The organism is Streptomyces zhihengii (assembly GCF_016919245.1).
Classification (GTDB): Bacteria; Actinomycetota; Actinomycetes; order Streptomycetales; family Streptomycetaceae; genus Streptomyces; species Streptomyces zhihengii.
The window spans coordinates 696,742-718,882 of the sequence record NZ_JAFEJA010000002.1 but is presented as its reverse complement, the minus strand read 5'-3'; the positions used below and the strand labels follow the sequence as shown (position 1 = coordinate 718,882).

The following is a 22,141-nucleotide window of genomic DNA, read 5'->3' as shown; positions in this document are numbered from 1 at the left end:
GAAGCACCGGTGCCAGGAGGCCGGCGACGCGCCGGGAGAGATGACCCGCGCGCGTCCATGGCGTGACCGGCGGGCGACGGGCAAGGATCAGGACATGCCCTCCCCCGATCCCCACGAGCACCCCCGGCGTCCCCGGCACCACCGGCTCCCGGAGCACCCGGAGCACGCCGGGCCCGTCGATCCCTCCGGCACGCGGGAGTCCGAGGAACCCTGCGCCGCCGACGGCGGCGGCAGCCGGCGGATGGGCGCCGCGGCGCTCACCGGCACCGTCCTGCTGGCCGCGGCGGCGGTGCTCACCGTGCTGGTCGCCGTCTCCTGGGAGCCGCTGCTCGCCTTCGACCGCTCCGTCACCGAGGCCCTCCACCGCTCGGCGGTGGCCGAGCCGGGGCTCACCCGGGCGAACCGGATCATGACGGACTGGGTGTGGGACCCCTGGACGATGCGGCTGCTGGCCGCGGCCGTCACCGTCTGGCTCTGGCGGCGCGGCGACCGGCTGCTCGCCGTCTGGGTGGCCGGTGCCAGCGCCCTGGGCGCGGCCCTCCAGCAGGCGATGAAGGCCCTGGTCGGCCGTGACCGGCCGCAGTGGCCCGACCCGGTCGACACCGCACAGTTCGCGGCCTATCCGTCGGGGCACGCCATGACCGCGGCGCTCACCTGCGGGCTGGTCCTGTGGCTGCTGCACCGGGACGGCGTGGGCGGGCGCGGCTGGGCCTGGGCCGTGGCGCTCGCGACGGTGAGCGTGGCGGGGGTCGGCTTCACCCGCGTGTACCTCGGGGTGCACTGGCCGTCCGACGTCCTGGGCGGCTGGCTCCTGGGCGCGGCGGTCGTGGCGGTGACGGCCGCCTCGTACGAACGCCGTCTGCTCGCGCGGCGCACACTGGAGACGGGGGCCGAGAACGAGTGCCCCCGGACCGGGCGATCCCCCGCGTCGCCCGGTCCGGGTGGCAGATCCCGCTGACCGGCCCTGCGGCAGGTCGACGGGACGCGCTGAGTATATTGGCTCTGAGCCAGTCAACGCAGGAGTCCAGCATGTCCCCGCGGAGCGCAGAGGTCAATGAAGAGCTTCGGAGACGATCTCGTGAGCGTCTGCTCCAGGCGACGGTGGAGCTGGTCGACGAGCGCGGTTACGAGGCGACGAAGCTCGGCGACATCGCCGACCGGGCGGGCTCCGCGCGGGGTCTGATCTCGTACTACTTCCCCGGCAAGCGGCATCTGCTGCAGTCGGCCGTCCACCGGCTGATGCACCGCACGCTCGCCGCGGCGCTGGAGCGCGAGCCGCGCACGGAGGACGGGCGGGAGCTGCTGGCCCGGGCGATCGACGCCGTCCTGGGCCTCGCGGACGACCATCCGGTGCTGATGCGCACGCACATGGCGGGCATCCTCCAGGCCGACGGCTTCGTGCAGTGCCCGGAGCAGCAGCGGCTGGCGGCGCTGCTGCGCGACACGGTCGAGCGGTACGGGGCGGTGGACGTGGACGCCGAGTACCCGCTGCTGCGGGCCCTGCTCATGGGCGCGGTGTTCGCGGTGCTGCTGCCGGGCGCGCCGATGCCCCGCGCGCGGCTGCGCGCGGAGCTGTTCCAGCGTTACGGGCTGGACTGGGAGCTCGGAGCCCCGCCGGGAGCTGACGCGCCCGGCGGGGCTCCGGTGGCCGTACCGGGTCAGTCGTCCCAGTGGCCCCAGCCGTGTGACCTGTCGAAGTAGTCGGGCTGCGTCTGGACGTTGAGCTCGTCCATCCGCACCTTCTTACCGGGGTCGGTGCGCCGGTCGTCGATCTTCAGGACGTCGAAGCCCTTGGCCATGTCGTTGGAGTAGATGTAGCCGTTGTAGTAGTACGCGGACCACGAGCCTCCCGTGACGTTGGTGGTGGCGCTGAGCGGACCGCGCTCGAAGTAGCCGATCTCCTTCGGCCGTGCCGAGTCGGTGAAGTCCCAGACCGAGACGCCGCCCTGGTACCAGGCCTGGACCATGATGTCGCGGCCCTTGACCGGGATCAGCGAGCCGTTGTGGGCGACGCAGTTCTCGGTCGGCGCCTGGTGGCGGTCGATCTTGTAGTAGCTGCGGAAGACGAGCTTGCGCTTGTCGCCCTTGCCCTTGATGTCGTAGATGCCGTCGGCACCGCGGTTCGGGCCCACCTCGGCGTTGCAGGTGGCGCCGCCGCCGCCGCCGAGCTCGTCGGTGAAGACGACCTTGTCGGCCTTCTGGTTGAAGGTCGCCGAGTGCCAGAACGCGAAGTTGACGTTGTCCTGGACGCGGTCGATGACCTTGGGGTGCTCCGGGTCCTCGATGTCGAAGAGGATGCCGTCACCCATGCAGGCGCCGGCGGCCAGGTCCTTCGACGGGAGCACCGTGATGTCGTGGCAGCCCGTGGTCTTGGAGACGCCCGGGTTGGTGGGCGCTCCCGGGTTGCCGCCGCCGTCGGGGCCCTCGCCCGGGAAGAGCACCGGGAAGTTCACCACGCGGGCCTGCTGCGGGGCCTTGCGCGGCACCTTGATGACGGAGATGCCGTCGTGCGGGGGCTGGCAGTCGGGGAACGCGGCGTTGGGCGAGTACGAGGAGACGTACACATAAACGTTCCTGCGCTCGGGCACCAGCGTGTGGGTGTGGGAACCGCACGCGGTCTCGACGGAGGCCACGTACCGCGGGTTGCGGACGTCGCTGATGTCGAAGATCTTCATGCCCTCCCAGGACGACTTCTCACTGGCGGGCTGCGACGTGCTGCTGCACGAGTCGTCGCTGCGCGAGGAGTCGGTGGACAGGAAGAGCAGGTCGCCCGAGACGCTGATGTCGTTCTGCGAGCCGGGGCACAGGACCTGCGCCACGGTCTTCGGCGACCTCGGGTTGCGGATGTCGTAGATCGTGAAGCCGTCGTAGTTGCCGGCGAAGGCGTACCGGCCCTGGAACGCCAGGTCCGAATTGGTCCCCTGGAGCGCGTCCTTGGGGAGATTGGTGATGTGCTCGATGTTGTCGCTGTGGACGACTTCGTCCACACCCGGAATGTCACCGCTCTCGATCGCCTGCCGGGTCTCGGCCGCGACACTCGACGCGACCTTGCCCTGGGCGGGCGGATCGCCCGGATCGGGGATGGCCGCCGCCGGCCCCGCCGTGAGGAGTGTGGCCAGCAGTCCGGCCGCGGCCGCCGCCACGCCCAACTGTCTGCGCCGTGCACGGGTGGTGTGCAACAGGGTCACTGCATCCTCCCTCGTCCCCGTTCGTTGTCGAACGGTTCGTTGACCCCCGGCAGTATGTGTCCTTGCATGCACATCTCAACAGATGGAAACGCAGCCGTAATGAATTTTTTTGCTCGACACTCCTTACCTCCGAGCAAGTACGCTCCTGCCACACCACAAGTGGCTCAGGAGGTCGCCGTGTTCAAGCCCCGCAGGATCCGACGCGCCCGCACGCGATACGCGACGGCCGCGCTCGTCTGTGCCGGCCTGCTCCTCACGGCGTGCGACTCCGGACCGGACACGCCGGCGGCGGCGAAGGGCGACGGACCGTCAGTGGTGGCCCCGGGAAAGCCCGGTGAGCCCGCCAGGACCCTGTCGGCCGAGGAGGCCGCGAAGGAGCTGCCCGACGACAGCCCCAACGCGGCGGACCGCGGCTACGTCGAGATGATGATCGTCCATCACCAGCAGGCGCTGGAGATGACCTCGCTCGCCCCCGAGCGGGCCGGCTCCGACCCGGTGAAGAAGCTCGCCGAACGCATCGCGGCCGCGCAGAAGCCCGAGGTCGACGCGATGAAGGGCTGGCAGGAGACCCAGGGCGTGAAGAACGGCTCCGGCGGTCACGGCCACGACCACGGCTCGATGCCCGGCATGGCCACCGCGGCCCAGCTCACGCAGCTGAGGAACGCGAAGGGCGACGCGTTCGACGAGCTGTTCCTCACGCTGATGATCACCCATCACCAGGGCGCGGTCACCATGGCGTCCGAGGTGCTGACCGAGGGCAACAACGTCCTCGTCGAGGAGATGGCGAACGATGTGATCGCCACGCAGACCAGCGAGATCGGCCGGATGCGGGACATGTGACGGCGACCGCGCCCCGCGGTACGGGTGAGCCCGGCCCCCGGCGGGGGCCGGGCTCACCCGTACCGCGAAAGGGCCGGTTCAGGCACCGCCCAGGCGGTCCGCCTCGTGCCCGGCGGCCGCGAGGACCACGTCCAGCAGGCCGGGGAAGAGGTCGTCCAGCTCCTGGCGGCGCAGCCCGTTCATCTTCGCCGTGCCGCGGTACACCTGCCGGATCACACCGCTCTCCCGGAGCACCCGGAAGTGGTGGGTGGTCGTGGACTTGGTGACCGGCAGGTCGAAGTGGGAGCAGGAGAGCTCCTCGGAAACCGCGGCCAGCTCCCTGACCACCTTCATGCGCATGGGGTCGGCGAGCGCGTGCAGCACATTCTCCAGCCGGATCTCGTCCCGCCCGGGGTGATCGAGCACTCGGGCGCTGGTCACGGTGGTCACGTCGGCGGCTCCGCTCTTCCGGTCGTCCGGGTCCGGCGACCCGGCTCCATTGTACGAACGTCTTCGTAGTTTGACATCCACCGTACTACGATGCCTATCGTACGACTCGGCCGGCCCGCCCCGGGCGGCCGCCGCCCGCCGGGCACGCATCGCCGTGCCCGCAGCCGCGACCAGAAGCGAACGAACCGAACGGAGCCCGCTGTGAGCGCGTTGTTCGAGCCCGTCACCCTGCGGTCCCTGACCATCCCGAACCGCGTCTGGATGGCCCCGATGTGCCAGTACAGCGCCGAGACCTCCGGACCCGCCGTCGGCGTGGCGGGCGACTGGCACTTCGCCCACTACGCGGCCCGCGCCACCGGCGGCACCGGCCTCGTCATCGTGGAGGCCACCGCCGTCGCCCCCGAGGGCCGGATCAGCCCCGCCGACCTGGGCATATGGAACGACACCCAGGCCGACGCCCTGCGCCGCATCACCGGCTTCCTCCGGAGCCAGGGCACCGTCGCGGGCATCCAGCTCGCCCATGCCGGACGCAAGGCGTCCACCGACCGCCCCTGGAAGGGCGGCGCGCCGGTGGGCCCCGAGCAGGACGGCTGGCAGCCCGTCGGCCCGAGCCCGGTCCCGTTCGCCGAGGGCCACCCCGTCCCCGACGAGCTCACCCACGAGGAGATCGACACCGTCGTCGCCCGGTTCGCCGACGCGGCGCGCCGCGCGCTGGCGGCCGGCTTCGAGGTCGCGGAGGTGCACGGCGCCCACGGCTACCTGATCGGCGAGTTCCTCTCCCCGCACAGCAACCACCGCACCGACGAGTACGGCGGCTCCTTCGAGAACCGCACCCGCTTCGCGCTGCGGGTCGTCGACGCGGTGCGCGAGGTCTGGCCCGACGGACTGCCCCTGTTCTTCCGGATCTCCGCCACGGACTGGCTGGACGAGGGCGGCTGGACGGCGGACGAGACCGTCCGCCTGGCCGCCGTGCTGAAGGAGCACGGAGTCGACCTGCTGGACGTCTCCACCGGCGGCAACGCGGCCGGGGTGCGCATCCCCACGGGCCCCGGCTACCAGGTGCCGTTCGCGGCACGCGTCCGCGCGGAGACCGGCCTTCCGGTGGCCGCCGTGGGCCTGATCACCGAGGCGGCGCAGGCGGAGAAGATCCTCGCCAACGGCGAGGCGGACGCGGTGCTCCTCGGCCGTGAGCTGCTCCGCAACCCGTCCTGGGCGCGGCAGGCGGCCCGGACGCTCGGCGGCGAGGTGGCCGTGCCGCCGCAGTACAAGCGCGCGGCCTGAGCGACTGCGCGGGGGCCGGCGGCTGCTCCGGGGGGTCCCGGAGGCTGCTCCCGACGGGAGGCTTCCCGGGCGGCGCGGCGGAAGCCGCGCCGCGGGTGGGCGCCTTTCCCGAGGGCGGCGCGGCGCCGGGTGGGGGCTTCCCCGGGAGCGGCGCCGTACCGGGTGGCCGGGGAGCGATGAGTTCCGGTGCGCGCGCCGGTCACCCCTTCCGTCGGCGGGCCGACGCGCACACCACCTCACAGGTCGCTGTCGGTGGTCGGGTGCACACTGGCCCGTATCCGAGACAACGGCGTCCTGGAGGGATCCGGTCATGACGGAAGTACTGCTCACCGTGGGCACACGCAAGGGGCTGTTCATCGGCCGCTCGAACGGCGGATCATGGGAGTTCGACGGCCCGCACTTCGCCGCGCAGGCCGTGTACTCCATCGGCATCGACACCCGCGGGGACGTGCCGCGGCTGCTGGTGGGCGGCGACAGCGCGCACTGGGGCCCGTCCGTCTTCCACTCCGACGACCTCGGCGCGACCTGGGTCGAACCGGACCGCCCCGCCGTCAGGTTCCCCAAGGAGACGGGGGCGTCGCTGGAGCGGGTGTGGCAGCTCCACCCGGCCTCCGCCGCCGAACCGGACGTCGTCTACGCGGGCACCGAGCCCGCGGCGCTGTTCCGTTCGGAGGACCGCGGCGAGAGCTTCGCCCTGGTCCGGCCGCTGTGGGAGCATCCCACCCGCTCCCAGTGGGTGCCCGGAGGCGGCGGCGAGGCCGTGCACACGGTGGTCACCGACGCCCGGGACACCGAGGCGGTGACGGTGGCCGTGTCGACCGCCGGCGTCTTCCGGTCCCTGGACGGCGGGGCGAGCTGGGCGCCGTCCAACGACGGGGTCTCGGCGGTCTTCCTGCCGGACCCGCACCCGGAGTTCGGCCAGTGCGTCCACAAGATCGCCCAGGACGCGGCCGATCCCGACCGGCTCTACCTGCAGAACCACTGGGGCGTCTACCGCAGCGACGACGCCGGAGCCACCTGGACGGACATCGGCACCGGCCTGCCCTCCGACTTCGGCTTCGCGATGGTCGCGCACCCCCACCGGGCCGACACGGCGTACGTCTTCCCCATCACCGCGGACTCCGACCGTGTCCCGGCGGACCGTCGCTGCCGGGTCTTCCGCACCCGCGACGCCGGGGAGAACTGGGAGGCGCTCAGCACGGGCCTGCCGCAGGGCGACCACTTCGGCACGGTGCTGCGGGACGCCATGTGCACCGACGGCGCCGACCCGGCGGGCATCTACTTCGGCAACCGCAACGGGGAGGTGTACGCGAGCGCCGACGACGGGGACACCTGGCGGCTGCTCGCCTCCCACCTCCCCGACGTCCTGTGCGTCAGAGCGGCCGTGCTGAGCTGACACCGGCGTCGCACCCGGACGCCGGCGGCCGCGCCCAGGCCGTCGGCGTCCGGCAACCGCGCCGTCGGCGGTCGTACACGATCCGCCGCCCGTCCGGACGGGCCGTCAGCCCGCCCCTGATGCCGGAGCAGTTGTCAGTGCGGTCGTCAGGGCAGTCGCCAGTCCACCGGCTGCGCCCCCAGGCGCATCAGGTGGTCGTTGGTGCGGCTGAAGGGACGGGAGCCGAAGAATCCGCGGTCCGCCGACATGGGCGAGGGATGGGCCGACTCGATCGCGGGCAGGTCGCCCAGCAGCGGGCGCAGATTGCGCGCGTCGCGCCCCCAGAGCACCGAGACCAGCGGCTTGCCGCGGGCGGTGAGGGCGCGGATGGCCTGCTCGGTCACTTCCTCCCAGCCCTTGCCGCGGTGCGCGGCCGGCTTGCCGGGGGCGGTGGTGAGCGCCCTGTTGAGCAGCAGGACGCCCTGCCGGGTCCACGGCGTCAGATCGCCGTTGGACGGGCGGGGCAGTCCGAGGTCGGTGCCGAGCTCACGGAAGATGTTCTCCAGGCTGCCCGGCAGGCGCCGCACCTCGGGCGCCACGGCGAAGCTCAGGCCGATCGCCATCCCCGGGGTGGGATAGGGATCCTGACCGACTATCAGGACCCGCACCTCGTCGAACGGCTGCTGGAACGCCCGCAGCACGTTCGCTCCCGCCGGGAGATAGGTGCGTCCCGCCGCGATCTCCGCGCGCAGGAAGTCCCCCATCGCCGCGATGCGTCCGGCGACCGGACCCAATGCCTCGGCCCAGCCGGGCTCCACCAGTTCGTTCAACGGTCGTGCTGTCACAGCGCGTCACCCTACCGGCCCACACGGGCCCGGGTCGATCGAGACCGATCATGACGGGCGGGCGGCGGGGGCGTGCGATGTGGGGGCGATGCGGGGGGAGGCTGCGGAGGCGGGCTCGCGCGGTGCCGTGATGCTGGCGCGGTGCCGTGATGCTCGTGCGGTGCCGCGCTCCGGCGCGTGGGCCGCTCGGACGGCGCGTGGCGCATCCGAACGGCGCGGAAGATCACGGCGGTTCCGCACCGGCGCAACGGGCGCTAGGCTTCCGGCCGTCGTCCCCTCCTCTTCTCCCCGGAGCCGGTCCATGAGGTCGCGCAGGCGTTCGTCCGAGAACCGCGGTGCGCCGTGCCCGTGGTGACGGGGCCGCTCGTCCTCGGCGTCGACTCGGGGGGCTCGGGGCTGCGGGTCGCCCTCGCGGACGCGGCCGTCCCCGGCCGCACCGAGACGCTGACCGCCCGGGTGCCCGTCAGAACGGGCCCGGACGGCATCGACGCCGGACACATGCGGGAACTGCTGCTGCCGATGGCCCGGAGCCTGCTGGAGCGGTCCGGACACGACGGCCGGGACACCGTGTCCGCCGTGGTGATCGGTGCCGCGGGCATGGCCACCCTCGGGGACGGCCTGCGGGCCGAACTGCCCCGGGCGCTGGGGGACGCGCTGGGCGCGCGCACCATCGGCCTGGCGGCCGACGCCGTCACCGCGTACGCCGGCGCACTCGGCCAGGCCCCCGGCGCCGTGGTCGCGGCGGGCACCGGAATGATCGCGCTGGGCACCGATCTCACCGCCTGGCGGCGCGCCGACGGCTGGGGGCACCTGCTGGGCGACTGCGGCTCCGGCGCGTGGATCGGCCGGGCCGGCCTGGAGGCCGCGCTGCGCGCCCACGACGGGCGGCGCGGCGGCTCACAGCCGCTGCTGGAGCGGATGACGGCCGTCCTCGGGCCGGCGCAGGAGGTGCCGGCGCTGCTGTATCCCCGGACGGACCGTCCCGCCGTGCTGGCGGCGTTCGCCCCGGAGGTCGCGGCCTGCGCGGGCGCGGACCCGGTGGCGGCGGGCATCCTGGCGCGCGCGGCCGAGGGGATCGCAGAGTCGGCGGCGGCCGTCTGCCCGCCGGCCGGAGCGGCGCCGGAAGGCTGCCGGGTGTCCCTGACGGGCGGGCTGTTGAAGATGGGCGACCCTCTTCTGGTGCCGCTGCGCGCGGAGTTGACGCGTCTGGTCCCGCACGCCGTGGAGGCACCGGCGGGGGGCGACCCGCTGGCGGGCTCGCTGCTGCTGGCCGGCGCCCTGGCCACGGACACGCTCCGGCTGCCGACACATCCGACGATGCTCCATGTATGCGACGCATCGGGCCGGAACATCCGTACGGTGCACGACGGATAACAGCGGATCAACACGGGCATATGACGCACGACTGCCCCCTCCCCGAACAGTCGCGGCGGCAAAACCAGTAGCATGCGGCGCCATGAGCTCCCCCACTGGGCCCGCACCCGGCCTGCCAGTACGAATGCCGCGCCCCCGTCAGTCCGGGCGACACCGCCGCCCGGAACCGGTGGCCGCTCCCGAGGGCGCACCCGCCCTCGTGCTCGCCGTGCCCGGCGCGCCCGCGCCCGCCATGCGCAGCCTGGCCGAAGAGGTCATAAGCATCGCCCGCTCCGAGCTGCCCGGCCTGGAGGTCGGCATCGGATACGTCGAGGGCGACGACGCCGAGTACCCCACGCTCGCGACCGTGGTCGCGGGCGTCGCGGCCCTGCGGACCGAGCGCTACGAGATCGCGCTCGCCGCCGGCCGCGAGGTGGCCGAGCCGCAGGGCCCCGCCGCCGTCGTGGTCCCGCTGCTGGTGGGCCCGGACAACGCGCAGATGCGCCGCATCCGGCAGGGCGTCATGGACAGCGGCGCGGTCGCGGAGCTGACCGATGTGCTCGGTCCGCACCCGCTGCTCGCCGAGGCCGTGCACGTGCGCCTGTCGGAGGCCGGCCTCGCCCGTGCCGACCGCGCGCGCCTGTTCACGGTGGCCACCGCCGCCGACGGCATCATCCTGGCGACCGTGGGCGGCGAGGAGGCCGTGCAGGCCGCCGGGATCACCGGCATGCTGCTCGCCGCGCGTCTCGCCGTCCCGGTGATGGCCGCCGCGCTCGACGAGGAGGGGTCGGTCGCCGCGATCGCCGAGCAGCTTCGCGGCTCGGGCTCGGTGCAGCTCGCGCTCGCCCCGTACCTGGTCGGCCCGGAGCTGCCCGAGGGCCTGCTCGACTCGGCCGCGAAGGACGCGGGGTGCGCCACGGCCGAGGCGCTGGGGGCGTACCCGGCGATCGGCAAGCTGGTGCTGTCGCAGTACACGACGGCGCTGGGGATCAGTCAGCCGCAGGGCACACAGCAGCGCTGAGGCGCGGCCGCGAGGCCGCCCCGGTGGAGGCAGGCCCCGGTCGGGGCGGCGCGGAAGCGCTGCCCCGACCGGGGCCTGCGGTGTGTCCGGCCGGGGGCGGGGCCTGGGGGCGGGGCTTGGGGGCGGGGCTTGGCGGCCGGGCGGGTGGGTGGAGCTTGCGGTGCGCCCCCGGGCGGGGGCCTGTGGCCGCGGCACGGCCTGCGGCCGTGTCCTCAAACGCCGGACGGGCTGGACAGGGGCGGGCTCCGGGGCGGGAAGGAGCGGGGCACGGATTCACCGGCCCGCCGCCGGGGCCGTGCGTGGGCACAGCCTGCAGCCGTGCCCTCAAACGCCGGACGGGCTGGACAGGGGCGGGCTCCGGGGCGGGAAGGAGCGGGGGCACGGATTCACCGGCCCGCCGCCGGGGCCGTGCGTGGGCACGACCTGCGGCCGTGCCCTCAAACGCCGGACGAGCTGGACCGGGGCGGGCTCCGGGGCTCAGGTGAAGAGGATGCTGGACGGGGCCGGGACGGGCAGGGAGCCGGTGGGGTGGGGGTGGCCCGTGGTGGGGTCGAGGGTGAACCAGGTGATGTCGCCGGAGCGTTCGTTGGCGACGTAGAGGCGGCGGCCGGACGGGTCGAGGACCAGGTCGCGGGGCCAGTGGCCGCCGCACGGCACGGTGGCGACGAGTTCGCCCTTCTCGAAGCTCTCGTCCAGGTCGACCACGGCGATGGTGTCCTGGCCCCGGACCGCCGCCCAGAGGCGCCTGCCGTCGGGTGAGACGGCGAGTTCGGAGGGGTAGGAGGGGCCTTCGGCGTCCTGGGGCACCAACGGGATCTCGGCCACCGGTGCCAGCTCGCCGGTGGCCTCGTCCCAGCGGCACAGGGTCACGGCCGCCTCCAGTTCGCCGAGGACGCAGACATGGCGGCCGCCCGGGTGGAAGGCCAGGTGGCGCGGGCCGCTGCCGGGGCGCAGGGCGGTCTCCCGGTGGACCCGGAGCTCGCCGGTGACCGGATCCAGGGTGCAGACGCGGACCGAGTCGGTGCCGAGGTCGACGCCGAGCACCCAGCGCCCCGAGGGGTCGGGCAGCACCTGGTGGGCGTGGGGCTCCTGCTGGCGTTCGCGGTCGGGGCCCTGGCCGGTGTGCCGGAGCACGGACGGCGTCCCCTGCGGGGCCTCGTCCGGTCCGAGGGCGAGGCTGCTGACGCTGCCGGAGCCGTAGTTGGCGGTGAGGACCCTGCCGTGCGCCAGGGCGAGGTGGGTGGGCCCGTCGCCCGCGACGGGCACCGGCGGCCCCAGCGGGCGCAGGTCCGGCCCGCCGGCGTCGAAGGCGGCGACGGCGCCCTGCGACGTCTCCGAGACGGCGTAGAGCACCGTCCCGCCGGCTCCGGCCGCCAGGTACGAGGGGTCCGCGACGGCGTCGCTCACCCCGGTCTCGGTGAGCGCGCCGGTGTCCGCGTCCACCTCCGTGACGACGATGCCCCGGCCGCCGGCCGAGGTGAACGACCCGATGAAGGCGCGTCGCGCCCTGCTGTCACCCACAGCGTTCTCCCCTCCGCGCCCCGGCACACCCGTGCCCCCGCGCGCGCACCAGACGGTAGCAGGCAGGTCTAGACCAAGAGGGTCCAGGCCAGGAGCGGGTCCCTCGCCGCACCGCCGGGGAGGCGGCGGTCAGGCGGGTGTCAGGCGGCGGGGACGAGGGGCGAGCGCGGAGAGGTGCGGACGGGGGCCGCGAGGTCGACAAGGGCCCGCTCCAGGTCGTGGAGGTGACGCAGGGCGGCCTCGGCGCCCGGGTGGTGCTGCGGGGCCGGGCCGAAGGCCATGGCGCGGCGGGCGGCCGAGCACGGCGGCACCAGCGCGTGGACGGCGCTCTCGACCCGCCGGCAGGCGGCCGTCAGCCGGGCGTCGTGGGAGGCCTGGGGGTCGGCGGCGACGGCCGAGAGCCCCTTGATCTCGCGGGCGCAGACGTCGAGCAGCTCCATGACCTGGCGGGCCCTGGTCCGGCGGGCGCGCAGGGGGCTGAGCGGATGCACCAGCGGCGCGAGCGAGAGGCGGACACGGCCGAGCAGCGTCTCCAGTTCGGCGACGAGCGGCGCGGGATCGGCCCGCTCGTCGCCCCCGAGCCGGCGGGCGGCCTCGGCGGTGCAGCGGTGCACGCACTCGACGGCCCGGCGGATCCAGGCGTCGGTGGCCGCGTGGGTGGTGACCGGCAGGACGACGGCGACGCCCAGCGCGGCGGCCACCGCGCCGACGGCGGTCTCCTCCAGCCGCAGCACCAGCAGTCCCGGGTGGAGGACGCCGAGGAGCCCGTAGAGCAGCCCGGCCATGACGGTCACGAAGAACATCATCCAGCTGTAGGAGGGCGCGGCGGTGTAGAAGATGCCGAAGACGCAGACGGCGACCAGCGCCGCGGTCGGGACGGCTTCGCCGGCCACCGGTACGGCGACGAGCAGGCCCGCCACGATGCCGGTGACGGTGCCCACCACCCGGCGGAAGCCGCGGACGAGCGTCTCGCCGCGCGACGCGGTGTTGACGAAGATCCACCAGGTGGTGCCGACGGCCCAGTACCAGCGGTCGTCCGAGACGAGCTGCCCGGCCGCGAGCGCCACCGCGCAGGCCGCGGTCGCCTGGAACGCCTGGCGGGTGGTGGGCCGGTCGAGTCCGCGGCCCGGCAGCGGCGCGGGGGCGGCGGGCGGCGGTGTGCGGCGCTCGACGCACCAGAGACCGAAGCGGACCGTCGAGGAGGCGAGCAGGGCCAGGCCCACGGCGGCGAACAGGCCCGGGAGCTGCGCGGTCACCGCGTGCAGGAACTGGGTGACGAAGAACATCATGAACGCGAAGATCCCGAGCGCGTGTCCGCGCGGTCCCCAGCGCCTGGCGTACACACCGCAGAAGACGACCGCGAGCCAGGCCGCGGCGCGCGGCAGCGGGTGGTCGTGCAGCAGGGTGGCGAGCGCGAGGACGGGGAATCCGGCGACCGGCAGCAGGGCCGTGGTGACCGCCTGCCGGCGGACGGTGGCGTCGCCGACGGTGAAGAGCGCGAGGAGGGCCGCGAGACCGCCGGTGATGGAGGCCGTCAGCGACAGTCCGCACAGCTCGGCCACGGCGACGGCGAGGCCGATGCCCAGCACCGCGCGCAGGGCGAGCCGCAGGCGCAGGCGCCCCGGGTCCGGGGCCATGAACATCTTCTTCACGGCGGTGCCGCTCCCCCTCACGGTGGTGTCCGCCGCGGCCGCCGCGGCCCGGGGTGGGGGCCGTCGTGTGCGGACACGACGAAGGCACCGCGGTCCGGTACGGCTTCGTCGCCGTCCGGCGCTGCGGCGCCGTGTGTCATGTGGATACGGCCAAGCTTAACCGCCCACCGGCCCAATGGCTCAATCGGCCGCTCGCCCGGTGGACCATTGGCCCACCGGACGCCCACCATGCCGAGCCGTCGGCTGCCCGGCCGTGCGCCGCGGGCGCGGGCGGGTCTAGCGCTGGAGGAAGGGGGCGTCGAGGCTGAGGGCGCCGTTGTCGTGGGTGCGGGCGTCCACGGCCTCGGGGGCCACGAAGGTGCCGAGGGTGTCCACGGCCTGCCCGGCGGGTGAGGGGACGGCGGCGGCGGGCACGGCGCACGCGGCCGCGGCGGCGACCGCCGTGGCGGCGACGGCGGCGGCGCGGCGGGCGGTACGGGTGAGCGGTACACGGATCATGCCGTGCCCAACGAGGCACCCCTCCCCCGGGCACGCCCCGCGCCCGCGCGCGGCCGCCCGCGCGCCCCGCACGCGGGAGTGCGCCGGATACGCGGGAGTGCGCCGCGCACCGCGCCGTCCGCCCGTTGGCGCCGTCCGCCCGTTGGTACGGTCGCTGCGAGCGCAGCCGAGAGCACAGGGAAGGACCCCGCGGAACCATGGCGGTCGACGAGCTGGACACCCGCATCCTGACGCTGCTGATCGAGCACCCGAGGACCAGCCTGCGGGAGTGCGCCCGCCTCCTCGGCATCGCCCGCGGCACGCTCCAGGCCCGGATCGACCGGCTGGAGCGGGACGGCGTGATCACGGGCACCGGGCCGCGCCTCTCCCCCGCCGCGCTGGGGCACCCGGTGCTGGCGTTCGTGCACGTCGAGGTGACGCAGGGGCGGCTGGACGAGGTCGGCGACGCGCTGGCCGAGGTGCCGGAGATCATCGAGGCGTTCTCCATCACCGGCGGCGGGGATCTGCTCACCCGGGTCGCCGCCCGGGACAACGGGCACCTGGAGGACGTGGTCCAGCGGCTGATCAGCATCCCGGGCGTGGTGCGCACCCGGACGGAGATGGCGCTGCGCGAGCGGGTGGCGTACCGGCTGCTGCCGCTGGTCGAGTCGGTGGGACGGACCGCCGGCGCCGTCGCCGACCCCGTCGCGGTGGCCCCGGCGCCCGAGAAGGCGGGCGCGGCCACCGCCGGCGGCGTCTGACCGCGCGGCGCCCACCCACCGCGCCACGCCATCGGCCGCACGCGTTCGACGTCCGCGCCGCGCCCATCGGCCGCACGCGTTCGACGTCCGCGCCGCGTTCATCGGCCGCGCCGCCCGGCCCCGGGGCCGCGACCGGGTGCGGCCGGTTGGCATGCTGGGGGCCATGAGCACCTCACCCGCCCCCGCGGTCGTCTTCGACCTCGACGGCACCCTCGTGGACAGCGAACCCAACTACTACGAGGCGGGGCGCAGGCTGCTCGCCGCCCACGGCGTGGACGGTTTCGACTGGGAGGAACACACCGCGTTCATCGGCATCGGCACCCGCGAGACGCTGGAGGTGCTGCGCGCCCGGTACGCGATCGACGCCTCCCTGGAGGAGCTGCTGGCCGCGAAGAACCGTCTGTACCTGGAGCTGGCGCGGCAGTCCACCGAGGTCTTCCCTGAGATGCGCCGCTTCACGGGGCTGCTGGCGGCGGCCGGCGTCCCGATGGCGGTGGCCTCGGGCTCGTCGCGGGCGGCGATCGACGCGATCCTCGCGGGGACCGGCCTCGACGCGCACATCCGGGTGACGGTCTCCGCCGAGGAGGTGGCGCGGGGCAAGCCGGAGCCCGACGTCTTCCTGGAGGCGGCCCGGCGGCTCGGGGCCGCGCCGGCGGACTGCGTGGTGGTGGAGGACGCGCCGCCGGGCGCGGCGGCGGCGCGCGCCGCGGGGATGCGCTGCATCGCCGTCCCCTATGTGGCACAGACCGCGGACGACCCGGCGTTCCTCGCCTCCGAGCTCCGCTTCCCGGGCGGGCAGGCGGAGTTCACCGCGCAGGCCGCGTGGGACTGGCTGATGGGCGGCGCCGGGCGCTGACGGCCCCCGGTCCCGCACGGCGCGCACCGGGCGTGCGCCGGAGCCGCCTGCGAGGGCGCTCCGGCGCTGTGCCATACTCGGCGCGCTCATGCCCGTTCCATGTCGTGGGGATCACCGTTGAAGCCCGAGTCCGCCGTCGTCGGCACCGGACACGCCGCCGGCGCCCGAGCTGTTCCCGCCTGGGCGGAAGTGTCCGGCTCGCCTGCGGTGCGCGGTTCGTCCGACGGGGCCGCCGCGGGCCGTGGCCGCCGGGGCTGCGAGGCCGACGGCAGGTGAACGGCATAGCGCTGACGACCCCTTATCTGGACACCGACGCGGACCAGCTCTCCTTCTCGCTGGAGCAGGGCCCGCTCGACGCGCTCGCCGTCCGGGAGGTGTCCGTCGGCGGCACCGCCGTCCAGTTGCGGCTGCTGGGCGCCTCGCACCAGGTCCTCGCCGGGCCCGTCCGCGAGACCGTGGCCTGTCTGCCGGGCGTGGCCGGCGGCCTGCCGGCCTCCGCGGCACGTGAGTTCGAGGGCTGGACCTACCGCTTCGGCGCCCGCGTCGAGCGGCTGCCCGGGGACCGTTTCAGCGAACGGGTCGCGTGGATCCGCAGCCGCTCGGACGGTGAACCGGCCGCGCTGTACGGCATTTTCCCCGGCTCCCCCGAGGCCGTCACCGCCCTGTGCGTCGAGCGGCGCGGTTCCGGTCTGAGCTGGCGCACCTGGCACACCTACCCGCAGAGCCGCCAGATCGTGGCGACGCACACCCGGCTGGAGGCCCGATGAAGACCGCCCGAATCCTCAGCGTGACCATACTTGCGGCGGCCGCGCTCACCGCCTGCGGCAGTGGCGACGACGATGACGACCACAACGCCGTGCCCTCGTCCTGGATCCGGCAGCAGTACAGCGTCGCGACCACCGGCTCGGGCTATGTCGACGCGGTGGACCGGCTGCCGGCCGTGGCCAAGGAGATCGACGGCCACGCCGCCGCCCGCGACCGCATCAGCTCCGCCGACGTGGAACTGCTGCGCTACCGGGACGACATCGTCGCGGTCACGCCGCTGGCGGCCGGCGGCAGCCGTATCGAGATAGACGACTACCGCACCGGCTACAACCGCTGGCAGACGCGGATCGGCAGCATGTGGCCCGACCCGGCGAGCAGTTCCTTCCGCGGCGGCGGCCCCGGCGAGGGCAAGTAGCCGCCCGGCCCTCCGCCGGACCGGCCCCGCCCGCCGCCCGCCCCGCCTCTCCCGCACCTCTCCGCCCGGACTTCCCGACGACGTACCCGAAAGGCACCCCGTGTCCGAGATATTCGAGTCGGCAGGCATCGCCCTGCTCTACGGCCTGGTCGGCTTCGTCGTGATGGCGGTCGGCTTCATCGCGCTCGACCTCGTCACGCCCGGCAAGCTGGTCCACGTGGTGTGGACCGAGCGCAACCGCGGCGCGGCGGTCCTGCTGGCCGGCCAGACGATCGCCATCGGTCTCGTCATCGACCAGTCCATCCGGGCGAGCGAGTCGGAACTGGGCCTCGACCACGGCCTGTTGAGCACGCTGCTGTACGGCCTCGCCGGTGTGGTGGTGATGACCCTGGTGTCCGTCATCGTCGGCCTGCTGACGCCCGGCCGGCTCGGTCACGCCGTGCTGGACGACAACGGCGACCGCCCCCACCCCGCCGCCTGGGTCCAGGCCGCGATGTACATCGGCACGGCCTTCATGGTCGGTGCCGCCGTCTCGTAGCACCCGTGAGCACCACCACCCCCGCCGCGGCGGCTCCGGCCGCCGCGGCCGCACCCCCCGTGCACTCGCGCGGCGCGCGCTTCCTGCTGATGTTCGCCGTCTTCCTCTGCGCCGCCTGCGGACTCGTCTACGAACTGGCCCTGACCGCGCTGGGCAGCTACCTCATCGGCAACTCGGTGATGCAGACCTCGGTCGTCATCTCGGTGATCGTCTTCGCGATGGGCATCGGGTCGCTGGCGGCCAAACCCCTCCAGAAGCGCGCCGTCGGCGCCTTCGCGCTCGTCGAGGGGCTGCTCGCGCTCGCGGGCGGCCTGTCGGTCCTGGTGCTGTACGTGTGCTTCGCGTGGCTGCGCGTCTACATGCCCGCGATGGTGGTCGTCTCGTTCGTCGTCGGTCTTCTGATCGGGGCCGAGATCCCGCTGCTGATGACACTGCTCCAGCGGATCCGCCGCCAGGAGGCGGGCAGCGCGGTCGCCGACATCTTCGCGGTGGACTACATCGGCGCGCTGATCGGCGGCCTCTGCTTCCCGCTGCTGCTGCTGCCCGTCTTCGGGCAGCTCAAGGGCGCCCTGGTGGTGGGGGCGGTCAATGCGCTGGCCGGGGTGCTCGTCGTCCTGTGGATCTTCCGGCGGCAGACCCGGCGGGTGGTGCGGATCGGGCTGCTGTCGGGCATGGCCGTGGTCATGGCGGCGCTCGGCACCGTGTACGTCCTCGCCGACGACATCGAGGTGACGGCACGCCAGCAGCTCTACCGCGACCCGATCATCCACGCCGAGACGACGCCCTACCAGGACATCGTGGTGACCCGGTCGACCGCGTTCACCGGCGAGCAGGACACCCGGCTGTTCCTCAACGGCGACCTCCAGTTCTCGTCCGTGGACGAGTACCGCTACCACGAGGCCCTCGTCCATCCGGCGATGTCCGGCGAGCACGGCTCGGTGCTCATCCTGGGCGGCGGTGACGCCCTCGCGCTGCGGGAGGTGCTGCGCTACGACGACGTGGAGAAGGTCACGCTCGTCGACCTGGACCCCGCGATGACCCGGCTCGCCCGCACCTTCGGGCCGCTGCGCGACCTCAACGGCCGAGCGCTCGCGGACCCCCGGGTGACCGCGGTCAACGCGGACGCCTTCAACTGGCTGCGGGACGCGCGCGGACGCTACGACACCGTCGTCATCGACTTCCCCGACCCGGACACCGCGGCGCTGGCCAAGCTGTACTCGGTGGAGTTCTACCACCTGCTGCGCAAGGTGCTGACGCCGGACAGCCAGGTCGTCGTGCAGGCCGGCTCGCCGTTCTTCGCGCCCAAGTCGTACTGGTCGATCGACGCGACGATCCGCGCGGCGGGCTACGGCACCACCGCGTACCAGGTGGACGTGCCCAGCTTCGGCAACTGGGGATACGTCCTCGCCCGGCCGGGCGGCGACGGGGCGCCGGAGCTGCGTCTCGCGGACGACGCCCCCGCGCTGCGGTTCCTCGACGACGCCGTCCTGGAGGCGGCCACCGTCTTCCCCGTGGACCGCCGGCCCCAGAAGGTCCGCGCCAGCACGCTGATGGACCCGGTGGTGCTGGAGTACTCCCGCCACGAGTGGAACAACTACTGACGGGCCGCCGCCCGGAGCCGTCTCACCCGCGGCGGCGGGCGCCGCGCTGTCGGGCCGTGCCCGGTGGTCCCGGTGGTCCCGCCGGCCGGGGGCCGGATGGTCAGGCGGCCTGGCCGGCTTCGTGCTTCCAGAAGCCGGAGAAGGTGATGCGGTCCTTGGGCAGGCCCAGGCGGTGCAGGTGCCGGCGGCCCTCGGTGGCCAGGGCCGACTCGCCGACGACGAAGGCGTAGCCGGCGGCGTCGACGGAGGTGTGGCGCAGGAGTTCGGCGAGGGCGGCGGTGCCGGGCACCGAGCGCGTGTCCCGGCGGACGACCCAGGTGACCGCCATCCCGGGCGGCGCGTCCATGATCCGGCGGTCGCCGGCCGTGGGCACCTCCTGGATGACGCGTCCGACGGTGTCCTGCGGCAGGGAGCGCAGGATGCCGGCGGTGGCCGGCAGGCCCGTCTCGTCGGCCACGATCAGGACCTCGGTCGCGTCCTCGGGGCGGTCGAAGAGGATGCCCTGGTCGAGCACGGCGAGCGCGTCGCCCGGCCGGGCCGAGCACGCCCAGATCGCGGCGCGGCCCTCCAGTTCGCCGGTGGGGCCGCAGTGCAGCACGAAGTCGATGTCCATCTCCGCCTCACCGGCGCGGAAGTCGGCCACGCTGTAGTTGGCGCAGTGGGGCCGCTCGCGCTCGGGGATGGCGAGATAGGGCTGCCACCAGCGGGTGCCGGTGAACTCGGGGAGCCGCATGGCGCCCTGCTGGTGCGGGAGTTGGAGGAAGAGGCGGAACCAGTGGTCGTAGCCCAGCCAGGGGAACCGGCCGAGTTCGGGGCCGGTGACCGTCACGCGCTGGACGGAGGGGGACATCCGTGCGGAACGCACGACCTCGGCCCGGAACATGCCGGGCTGCTCCGGTGTGAGCCGGTGGATCTTCGCCATGAGGCAAGGTTAGCCTTACCGAACCTGCCTGTGCAGCCCGGGGGCCGATCCGGTGCCGGTGCGCGGCCGCCGGGCGGACCCGGCGGCCCCGGCTCGGCTCACCCCACGAGGTCCGGCGCGCGCAGCATCTCCGGCGGGACGCCCCAGGCGTCGACCAGCTCGGGGGCGAGGGGCCGGACCTTGCGGCAGAGGTCGTTCACCTCGCGGCTGATCGCCTTGGAGCGCTGCACGGTCAGCCTGCCGTGCTCCATGAACCAGGCCCGGTCCGCCTCGATCGTCGACAGGGCGAACAGGTCGCACAGCAGGCCGAGCGCGACCTTGTTGCCGCTCTCGGGCAGCACGCGCACCGCGTCGGTGAACGCCTCCAGCACCAGGCGTTCGACATGCGCGCGGGCGAGCGCGATGACATGGTCCTGCACCTGCGAGAAGACGGCGCCGGCATCGCGCTTCTGGTCGATCCCCCGCTTGAGCCGCCGGGCCACCCCGGCGAGCATGTGCTCCTCGCGGTAGCGGAGCATGGCGAGCTGGTACTCCGAGTCGAGCAGACCGGCCTCCTGGTCCCACTCGTCGCCGCCGGGCAGCAGGTCGCGCACCCGCTCCAGCAGTTTGTGGACGGACGTCTTCTCGATGACCGTCTCGACGGCGAGCCCGGTGACATGGCGGACCATGCCGAGCTGGTCCAGGTCCTCGAACTCGCTCGCGTAGTCGGTCAGCAGGCCCTTGGCCACCAGTTGCAGCAGGACGTGGTTGTCGCCCTCGAAGGTGGTGAAGATGTCGCTGTCCGCCTTGAGGGCGGCGAAGCGGTTGACGGCGAGGTAGCCGGCGCCGCCGCACGCCTCGCGGCACTCCTGGACGACGCGGGTGGCGTGCCAGGTGGCGAGCGCCTTGGTGCCGGCGGCCCGTGACTCCAGCAGGCGGCGCGCCTGCTCGTCGCCGGTGATCCCGGAGAAGACCTCGTGCAGACGGGTGCGCACCACGTCCTGCGCGAAGTGCAGCGCGTAGGTGCGGGCGATCAGCGGCAGCAGACGCCGCTGGTGCAGTCCGTAGTCGAGGAGCAGCTGCTCCTCCTCGCCCGGGGACGCCCGGAACTGCCGCCGCCGCACGGCGTACTTGGTGGCGATGGTGAGGGCGACCTCGGCCACGCCGACCCCGGCGCCCGCGACGCTGACCCGGCCCTGCACCAGGGTGCCGAGCATGGTGAAGAAGCGCCGGCCGGGGTTGTCGATCGGGCTCTCGTAGACGCCGTCCGGGGTGACGTCGGCGAACCGGTTGAGCAGTGCCTCGCGCGGCACCCGCACCCCGTCGAAGGCGAGACGGCCGTTGTCGACGCCGTTGAGGCCCATCTTGCGGCCGTCGTCCTCGATCCGGACGCCGGGCGCGGGCTCGCCGCCGGCCCGGATGGGGACGAGGAAGGCGTGCACGCCCTCGGCCTTCCCGCCGACCTCCAGCTGGGCGAAGACGACCGCCAGCTCGCCGTGGCGGGCCGCGTTGCCGATGTAGTCCTTGCGCGCCTCGTCGCCGTGGGTGGTGATGACGAACTCCCGCGTGCCGGCGTCGTAGCGCGCCACCGTCCCCAGCGCCTGGACGTCGGAGCCGTGGCCGGTCTCCGTCATCGCGAAGCACCCCATGAGCCGCCCGGCGATCACGTCCGGCAGGTAGGCGTCGTGGTGGCGTGCGGTGCCCAGGTGCAGGATCGCCCCGCCGAAGAGCCCGAACTGCACGCCGACCTTGACCAGTACCGACAGGTCGCCGTGGGCGAGCGTCTCGAACGCGGCGATCGAGGCGCCGATGTCGCCGCCCCCGCCGTACTCGCCGGGGAAGCCCATGCCGGTCTGGCCCGTCGCGGCCATCTCGACCACGAGTGCGCGCACCCGCTCGCGGAAGGCGTCCACGCCGAGTTCCTCCGCGTCCTCGAGGACGGAGGCGTGCTTCACCAAGTTCTTGCGGACGAGGTCGCGGATCCCGGCGTACTCGCCGTCGAGCAGCGCGCTCAGCGCCGGGACGTCGACCTCGGGCTCCACATAACCGCTCGCGGCGGTAGATGCGTTGTCAGTAGCAGCCATACCGGCTTGCTACCCCGAGCGGAGACGATCAAGCGGTCGGCCCGGGCAGACGGAGCAGCCGGGCTCCCCCGGCCGGGGCGGCGGGGGCCCGGGGCTGCCCGGCGGAGGGCCGGGCCCCGGGCGGCGGTGGAGGCGCGGCGGAAGGCGGCCGCGGGGCGGCGGTGACGGCGCGGTGGAGGGCCGCCACCCGCCCGGGGAGGGCCGGGCGGGTGGCGGGGGCGGCGCGGCAAACCCGCGC

At 74.1% G+C, this 22,141-nt stretch carries 21 protein-coding genes; 13 read left to right on the top strand and 8 right to left on the bottom strand.

Annotation, left to right across the window (positions count from 1 at the left end; all coding sequences use genetic code 11):
- Nucleotides 1-241: 241 nt before the first annotated feature.
- Entirely contained in the window at nt 242-958 is a 717-nt protein-coding gene (locus tag JE024_RS30930; RefSeq protein ID WP_205378436.1) for a phosphatase PAP2 family protein, read from the top strand.
- Nucleotides 959-1,029: 71 nt separating this feature from the next.
- Nucleotides 1,030-1,701: a TetR/AcrR family transcriptional regulator gene (locus JE024_RS30925; protein WP_205377205.1), complete on the top strand. Its 672-nt coding sequence runs from the start codon at nt 1,030-1,032 to the stop codon at nt 1,699-1,701.
- On the opposite strand, the gene JE024_RS30920 is transcribed toward JE024_RS30925, so the two are convergent.
- Nucleotides 1,659-3,188 (bottom strand): LVIVD repeat-containing protein, encoded by a 1,530-nt coding sequence (locus tag JE024_RS30920; protein ID WP_205377204.1) that lies wholly within the window; start codon nt 3,186-3,188, stop codon nt 1,659-1,661. The two genes, JE024_RS30925 and JE024_RS30920, sit on opposite strands and share 43 nt — an antisense overlap.
- 177 nt (nt 3,189-3,365) lie before the next feature.
- Here JE024_RS30920 and JE024_RS30915 point away from each other — a divergent pair, with 177 nt between their 5' ends.
- Complete coding sequence (locus tag JE024_RS30915; RefSeq protein ID WP_244883275.1) at nt 3,366-4,028, top strand: DUF305 domain-containing protein; 663 nt, start codon at nt 3,366-3,368, stop codon at nt 4,026-4,028.
- Between the two features lie 78 nt (nt 4,029-4,106).
- Here the strand turns inward: JE024_RS30915 and JE024_RS30910 are convergent, their stop codons facing one another.
- On the bottom strand, nt 4,107-4,457 hold the full coding sequence (locus JE024_RS30910) for an ArsR/SmtB family transcription factor (protein ID WP_244883274.1): 351 nt from the start codon (nt 4,455-4,457) through the stop codon (nt 4,107-4,109).
- A gap of 201 nt (nt 4,458-4,658) precedes the next feature.
- Here JE024_RS30910 and JE024_RS30905 point away from each other — a divergent pair, with 201 nt between their 5' ends.
- Together JE024_RS30905 and JE024_RS30900 are read left to right on the top strand one after the other, a co-directional pair.
- Nucleotides 4,659-5,738, top strand: a complete 1,080-nt coding sequence (locus JE024_RS30905) for an NADH:flavin oxidoreductase/NADH oxidase (RefSeq protein ID WP_205377201.1) — start codon at nt 4,659-4,661, stop codon at nt 5,736-5,738.
- Between the two features lie 310 nt (nt 5,739-6,048).
- A complete protein-coding gene (locus tag JE024_RS30900; RefSeq protein WP_205377200.1) occupies nt 6,049-7,134 on the top strand; it encodes a WD40/YVTN/BNR-like repeat-containing protein in 1,086 nt (361 codons plus the stop codon).
- Between the two features lie 146 nt (nt 7,135-7,280).
- On the opposite strand, the gene JE024_RS30895 is transcribed toward JE024_RS30900, so the two are convergent.
- A complete protein-coding gene (locus tag JE024_RS30895) occupies nt 7,281-7,958 on the bottom strand; it encodes a uracil-DNA glycosylase (RefSeq protein WP_205377199.1) in 678 nt (225 codons plus the stop codon).
- Nucleotides 7,959-8,300: 342 nt separating this feature from the next.
- Between JE024_RS30895 and JE024_RS30890 the strand changes: the two genes are divergently transcribed.
- Both JE024_RS30890 and JE024_RS30885 read left to right on the top strand, forming a co-directional pair.
- Nucleotides 8,301-9,332 carry an N-acetylglucosamine kinase gene (locus JE024_RS30890; RefSeq protein ID WP_205377198.1) on the top strand — a complete coding sequence of 344 codons (1,032 nt, stop codon included), beginning with the start codon at nt 8,301-8,303 and terminating at the stop codon, nt 9,330-9,332.
- A gap of 82 nt (nt 9,333-9,414) precedes the next feature.
- On the top strand, nt 9,415-10,332 hold the full coding sequence (locus tag JE024_RS30885) for a sirohydrochlorin chelatase (RefSeq protein WP_205377197.1): 918 nt from the start codon (nt 9,415-9,417) through the stop codon (nt 10,330-10,332).
- A gap of 477 nt (nt 10,333-10,809) precedes the next feature.
- Here the strand turns inward: JE024_RS30885 and JE024_RS30880 are convergent, their stop codons facing one another.
- From JE024_RS30880 to JE024_RS30870, 3 genes are all read right to left on the bottom strand, one after another.
- Nucleotides 10,810-11,853 (bottom strand): lactonase family protein, encoded by a 1,044-nt coding sequence (locus tag JE024_RS30880; protein ID WP_205377196.1) that lies wholly within the window; start codon nt 11,851-11,853, stop codon nt 10,810-10,812.
- Nucleotides 11,854-11,993: 140 nt separating this feature from the next.
- A complete protein-coding gene (locus JE024_RS30875; protein ID WP_205378435.1) occupies nt 11,994-13,496 on the bottom strand; it encodes an FUSC family protein in 1,503 nt (500 codons plus the stop codon).
- A 285-nt stretch (nt 13,497-13,781) separates the two neighbouring features.
- On the bottom strand, nt 13,782-14,003 hold the full coding sequence (locus tag JE024_RS30870) for a hypothetical protein (RefSeq protein ID WP_205377195.1): 222 nt from the start codon (nt 14,001-14,003) through the stop codon (nt 13,782-13,784).
- A 197-nt stretch (nt 14,004-14,200) separates the two neighbouring features.
- Here JE024_RS30870 and JE024_RS30865 point away from each other — a divergent pair, with 197 nt between their 5' ends.
- From JE024_RS30865 to JE024_RS30840, 6 genes are all read left to right on the top strand, one after another.
- A complete protein-coding gene (locus JE024_RS30865; RefSeq protein WP_205377194.1) occupies nt 14,201-14,743 on the top strand; it encodes an Lrp/AsnC family transcriptional regulator in 543 nt (180 codons plus the stop codon).
- 163 nt (nt 14,744-14,906) lie between these two features.
- The gene (locus tag JE024_RS30860) at nt 14,907-15,599 is read left to right on the top strand and encodes an HAD family hydrolase (protein ID WP_205377193.1); all 693 of its coding nucleotides are present in this window, start codon (nt 14,907-14,909) and stop codon (nt 15,597-15,599) included.
- Between the two features lie 272 nt (nt 15,600-15,871).
- Complete coding sequence (locus tag JE024_RS30855) at nt 15,872-16,366, top strand: DUF2617 family protein (RefSeq protein WP_205377192.1); 495 nt, start codon at nt 15,872-15,874, stop codon at nt 16,364-16,366.
- Nucleotides 16,363-16,779: a DUF4247 domain-containing protein gene (locus JE024_RS30850; protein WP_205377191.1), complete on the top strand. Its 417-nt coding sequence runs from the start codon at nt 16,363-16,365 to the stop codon at nt 16,777-16,779. Before JE024_RS30855 ends, JE024_RS30850 begins: the two co-directional genes overlap by 4 nt.
- Nucleotides 16,780-16,879: 100 nt before the next feature.
- Nucleotides 16,880-17,317: a DUF350 domain-containing protein gene (locus JE024_RS30845; protein ID WP_205377190.1), complete on the top strand. Its 438-nt coding sequence runs from the start codon at nt 16,880-16,882 to the stop codon at nt 17,315-17,317.
- 5 nt (nt 17,318-17,322) lie between these two features.
- Entirely contained in the window at nt 17,323-18,918 is a 1,596-nt protein-coding gene (locus tag JE024_RS30840; RefSeq protein ID WP_205377189.1) for a polyamine aminopropyltransferase, read from the top strand.
- A gap of 100 nt (nt 18,919-19,018) precedes the next feature.
- On the opposite strand, the gene JE024_RS30835 is transcribed toward JE024_RS30840, so the two are convergent.
- Both JE024_RS30835 and JE024_RS30830 read right to left on the bottom strand, forming a co-directional pair.
- Nucleotides 19,019-19,840: a siderophore-interacting protein gene (locus JE024_RS30835; RefSeq protein ID WP_205377188.1), complete on the bottom strand. Its 822-nt coding sequence runs from the start codon at nt 19,838-19,840 to the stop codon at nt 19,019-19,021.
- A gap of 98 nt (nt 19,841-19,938) precedes the next feature.
- Nucleotides 19,939-21,903 carry an acyl-CoA dehydrogenase family protein gene (locus JE024_RS30830; RefSeq protein ID WP_205377187.1) on the bottom strand — a complete coding sequence of 655 codons (1,965 nt, stop codon included), beginning with the start codon at nt 21,901-21,903 and terminating at the stop codon, nt 19,939-19,941.
- Nucleotides 21,904-22,141: the final 238 nt, after the last annotated feature.

Excerpts from the sequence above, each read along its gene's own strand:
- JE024_RS30930 (WP_205378436.1), top strand. The coding sequence starts at position 242 with ATGGGCGCCGCGGCGCTCACCGGCACCGTCCTGCTGGCCGCGGCGGCG.
- JE024_RS30925 (WP_205377205.1), top strand. The coding sequence starts at position 1,030 with ATGTCCCCGCGGAGCGCAGAGGTCAATGAAGAGCTTCGGAGACGATCT.
- JE024_RS30900 (WP_205377200.1), top strand. The coding sequence starts at position 6,049 with ATGACGGAAGTACTGCTCACCGTGGGCACACGCAAGGGGCTGTTCATC.
- JE024_RS30885 (WP_205377197.1), top strand. The coding sequence starts at position 9,415 with ATGAGCTCCCCCACTGGGCCCGCACCCGGCCTGCCAGTACGAATGCCG.
- JE024_RS30875 (WP_205378435.1), bottom strand. The coding sequence starts at position 13,496 with ATGTTCATGGCCCCGGACCCGGGGCGCCTGCGCCTGCGGCTCGCCCTG.
- JE024_RS30870 (WP_205377195.1), bottom strand. The coding sequence starts at position 14,003 with ATGATCCGTGTACCGCTCACCCGTACCGCCCGCCGCGCCGCCGCCGTC.
- JE024_RS30865 (WP_205377194.1), top strand. The coding sequence starts at position 14,201 with ATGGCGGTCGACGAGCTGGACACCCGCATCCTGACGCTGCTGATCGAG.
- JE024_RS30860 (WP_205377193.1), top strand. The coding sequence starts at position 14,907 with ATGAGCACCTCACCCGCCCCCGCGGTCGTCTTCGACCTCGACGGCACC.
- JE024_RS30850 (WP_205377191.1), top strand. The coding sequence starts at position 16,363 with ATGAAGACCGCCCGAATCCTCAGCGTGACCATACTTGCGGCGGCCGCG.
- JE024_RS30835 (WP_205377188.1), bottom strand. The coding sequence starts at position 19,840 with ATGGCGAAGATCCACCGGCTCACACCGGAGCAGCCCGGCATGTTCCGG.
- JE024_RS30830 (WP_205377187.1), bottom strand. The coding sequence starts at position 21,903 with ATGGCTGCTACTGACAACGCATCTACCGCCGCGAGCGGTTATGTGGAG.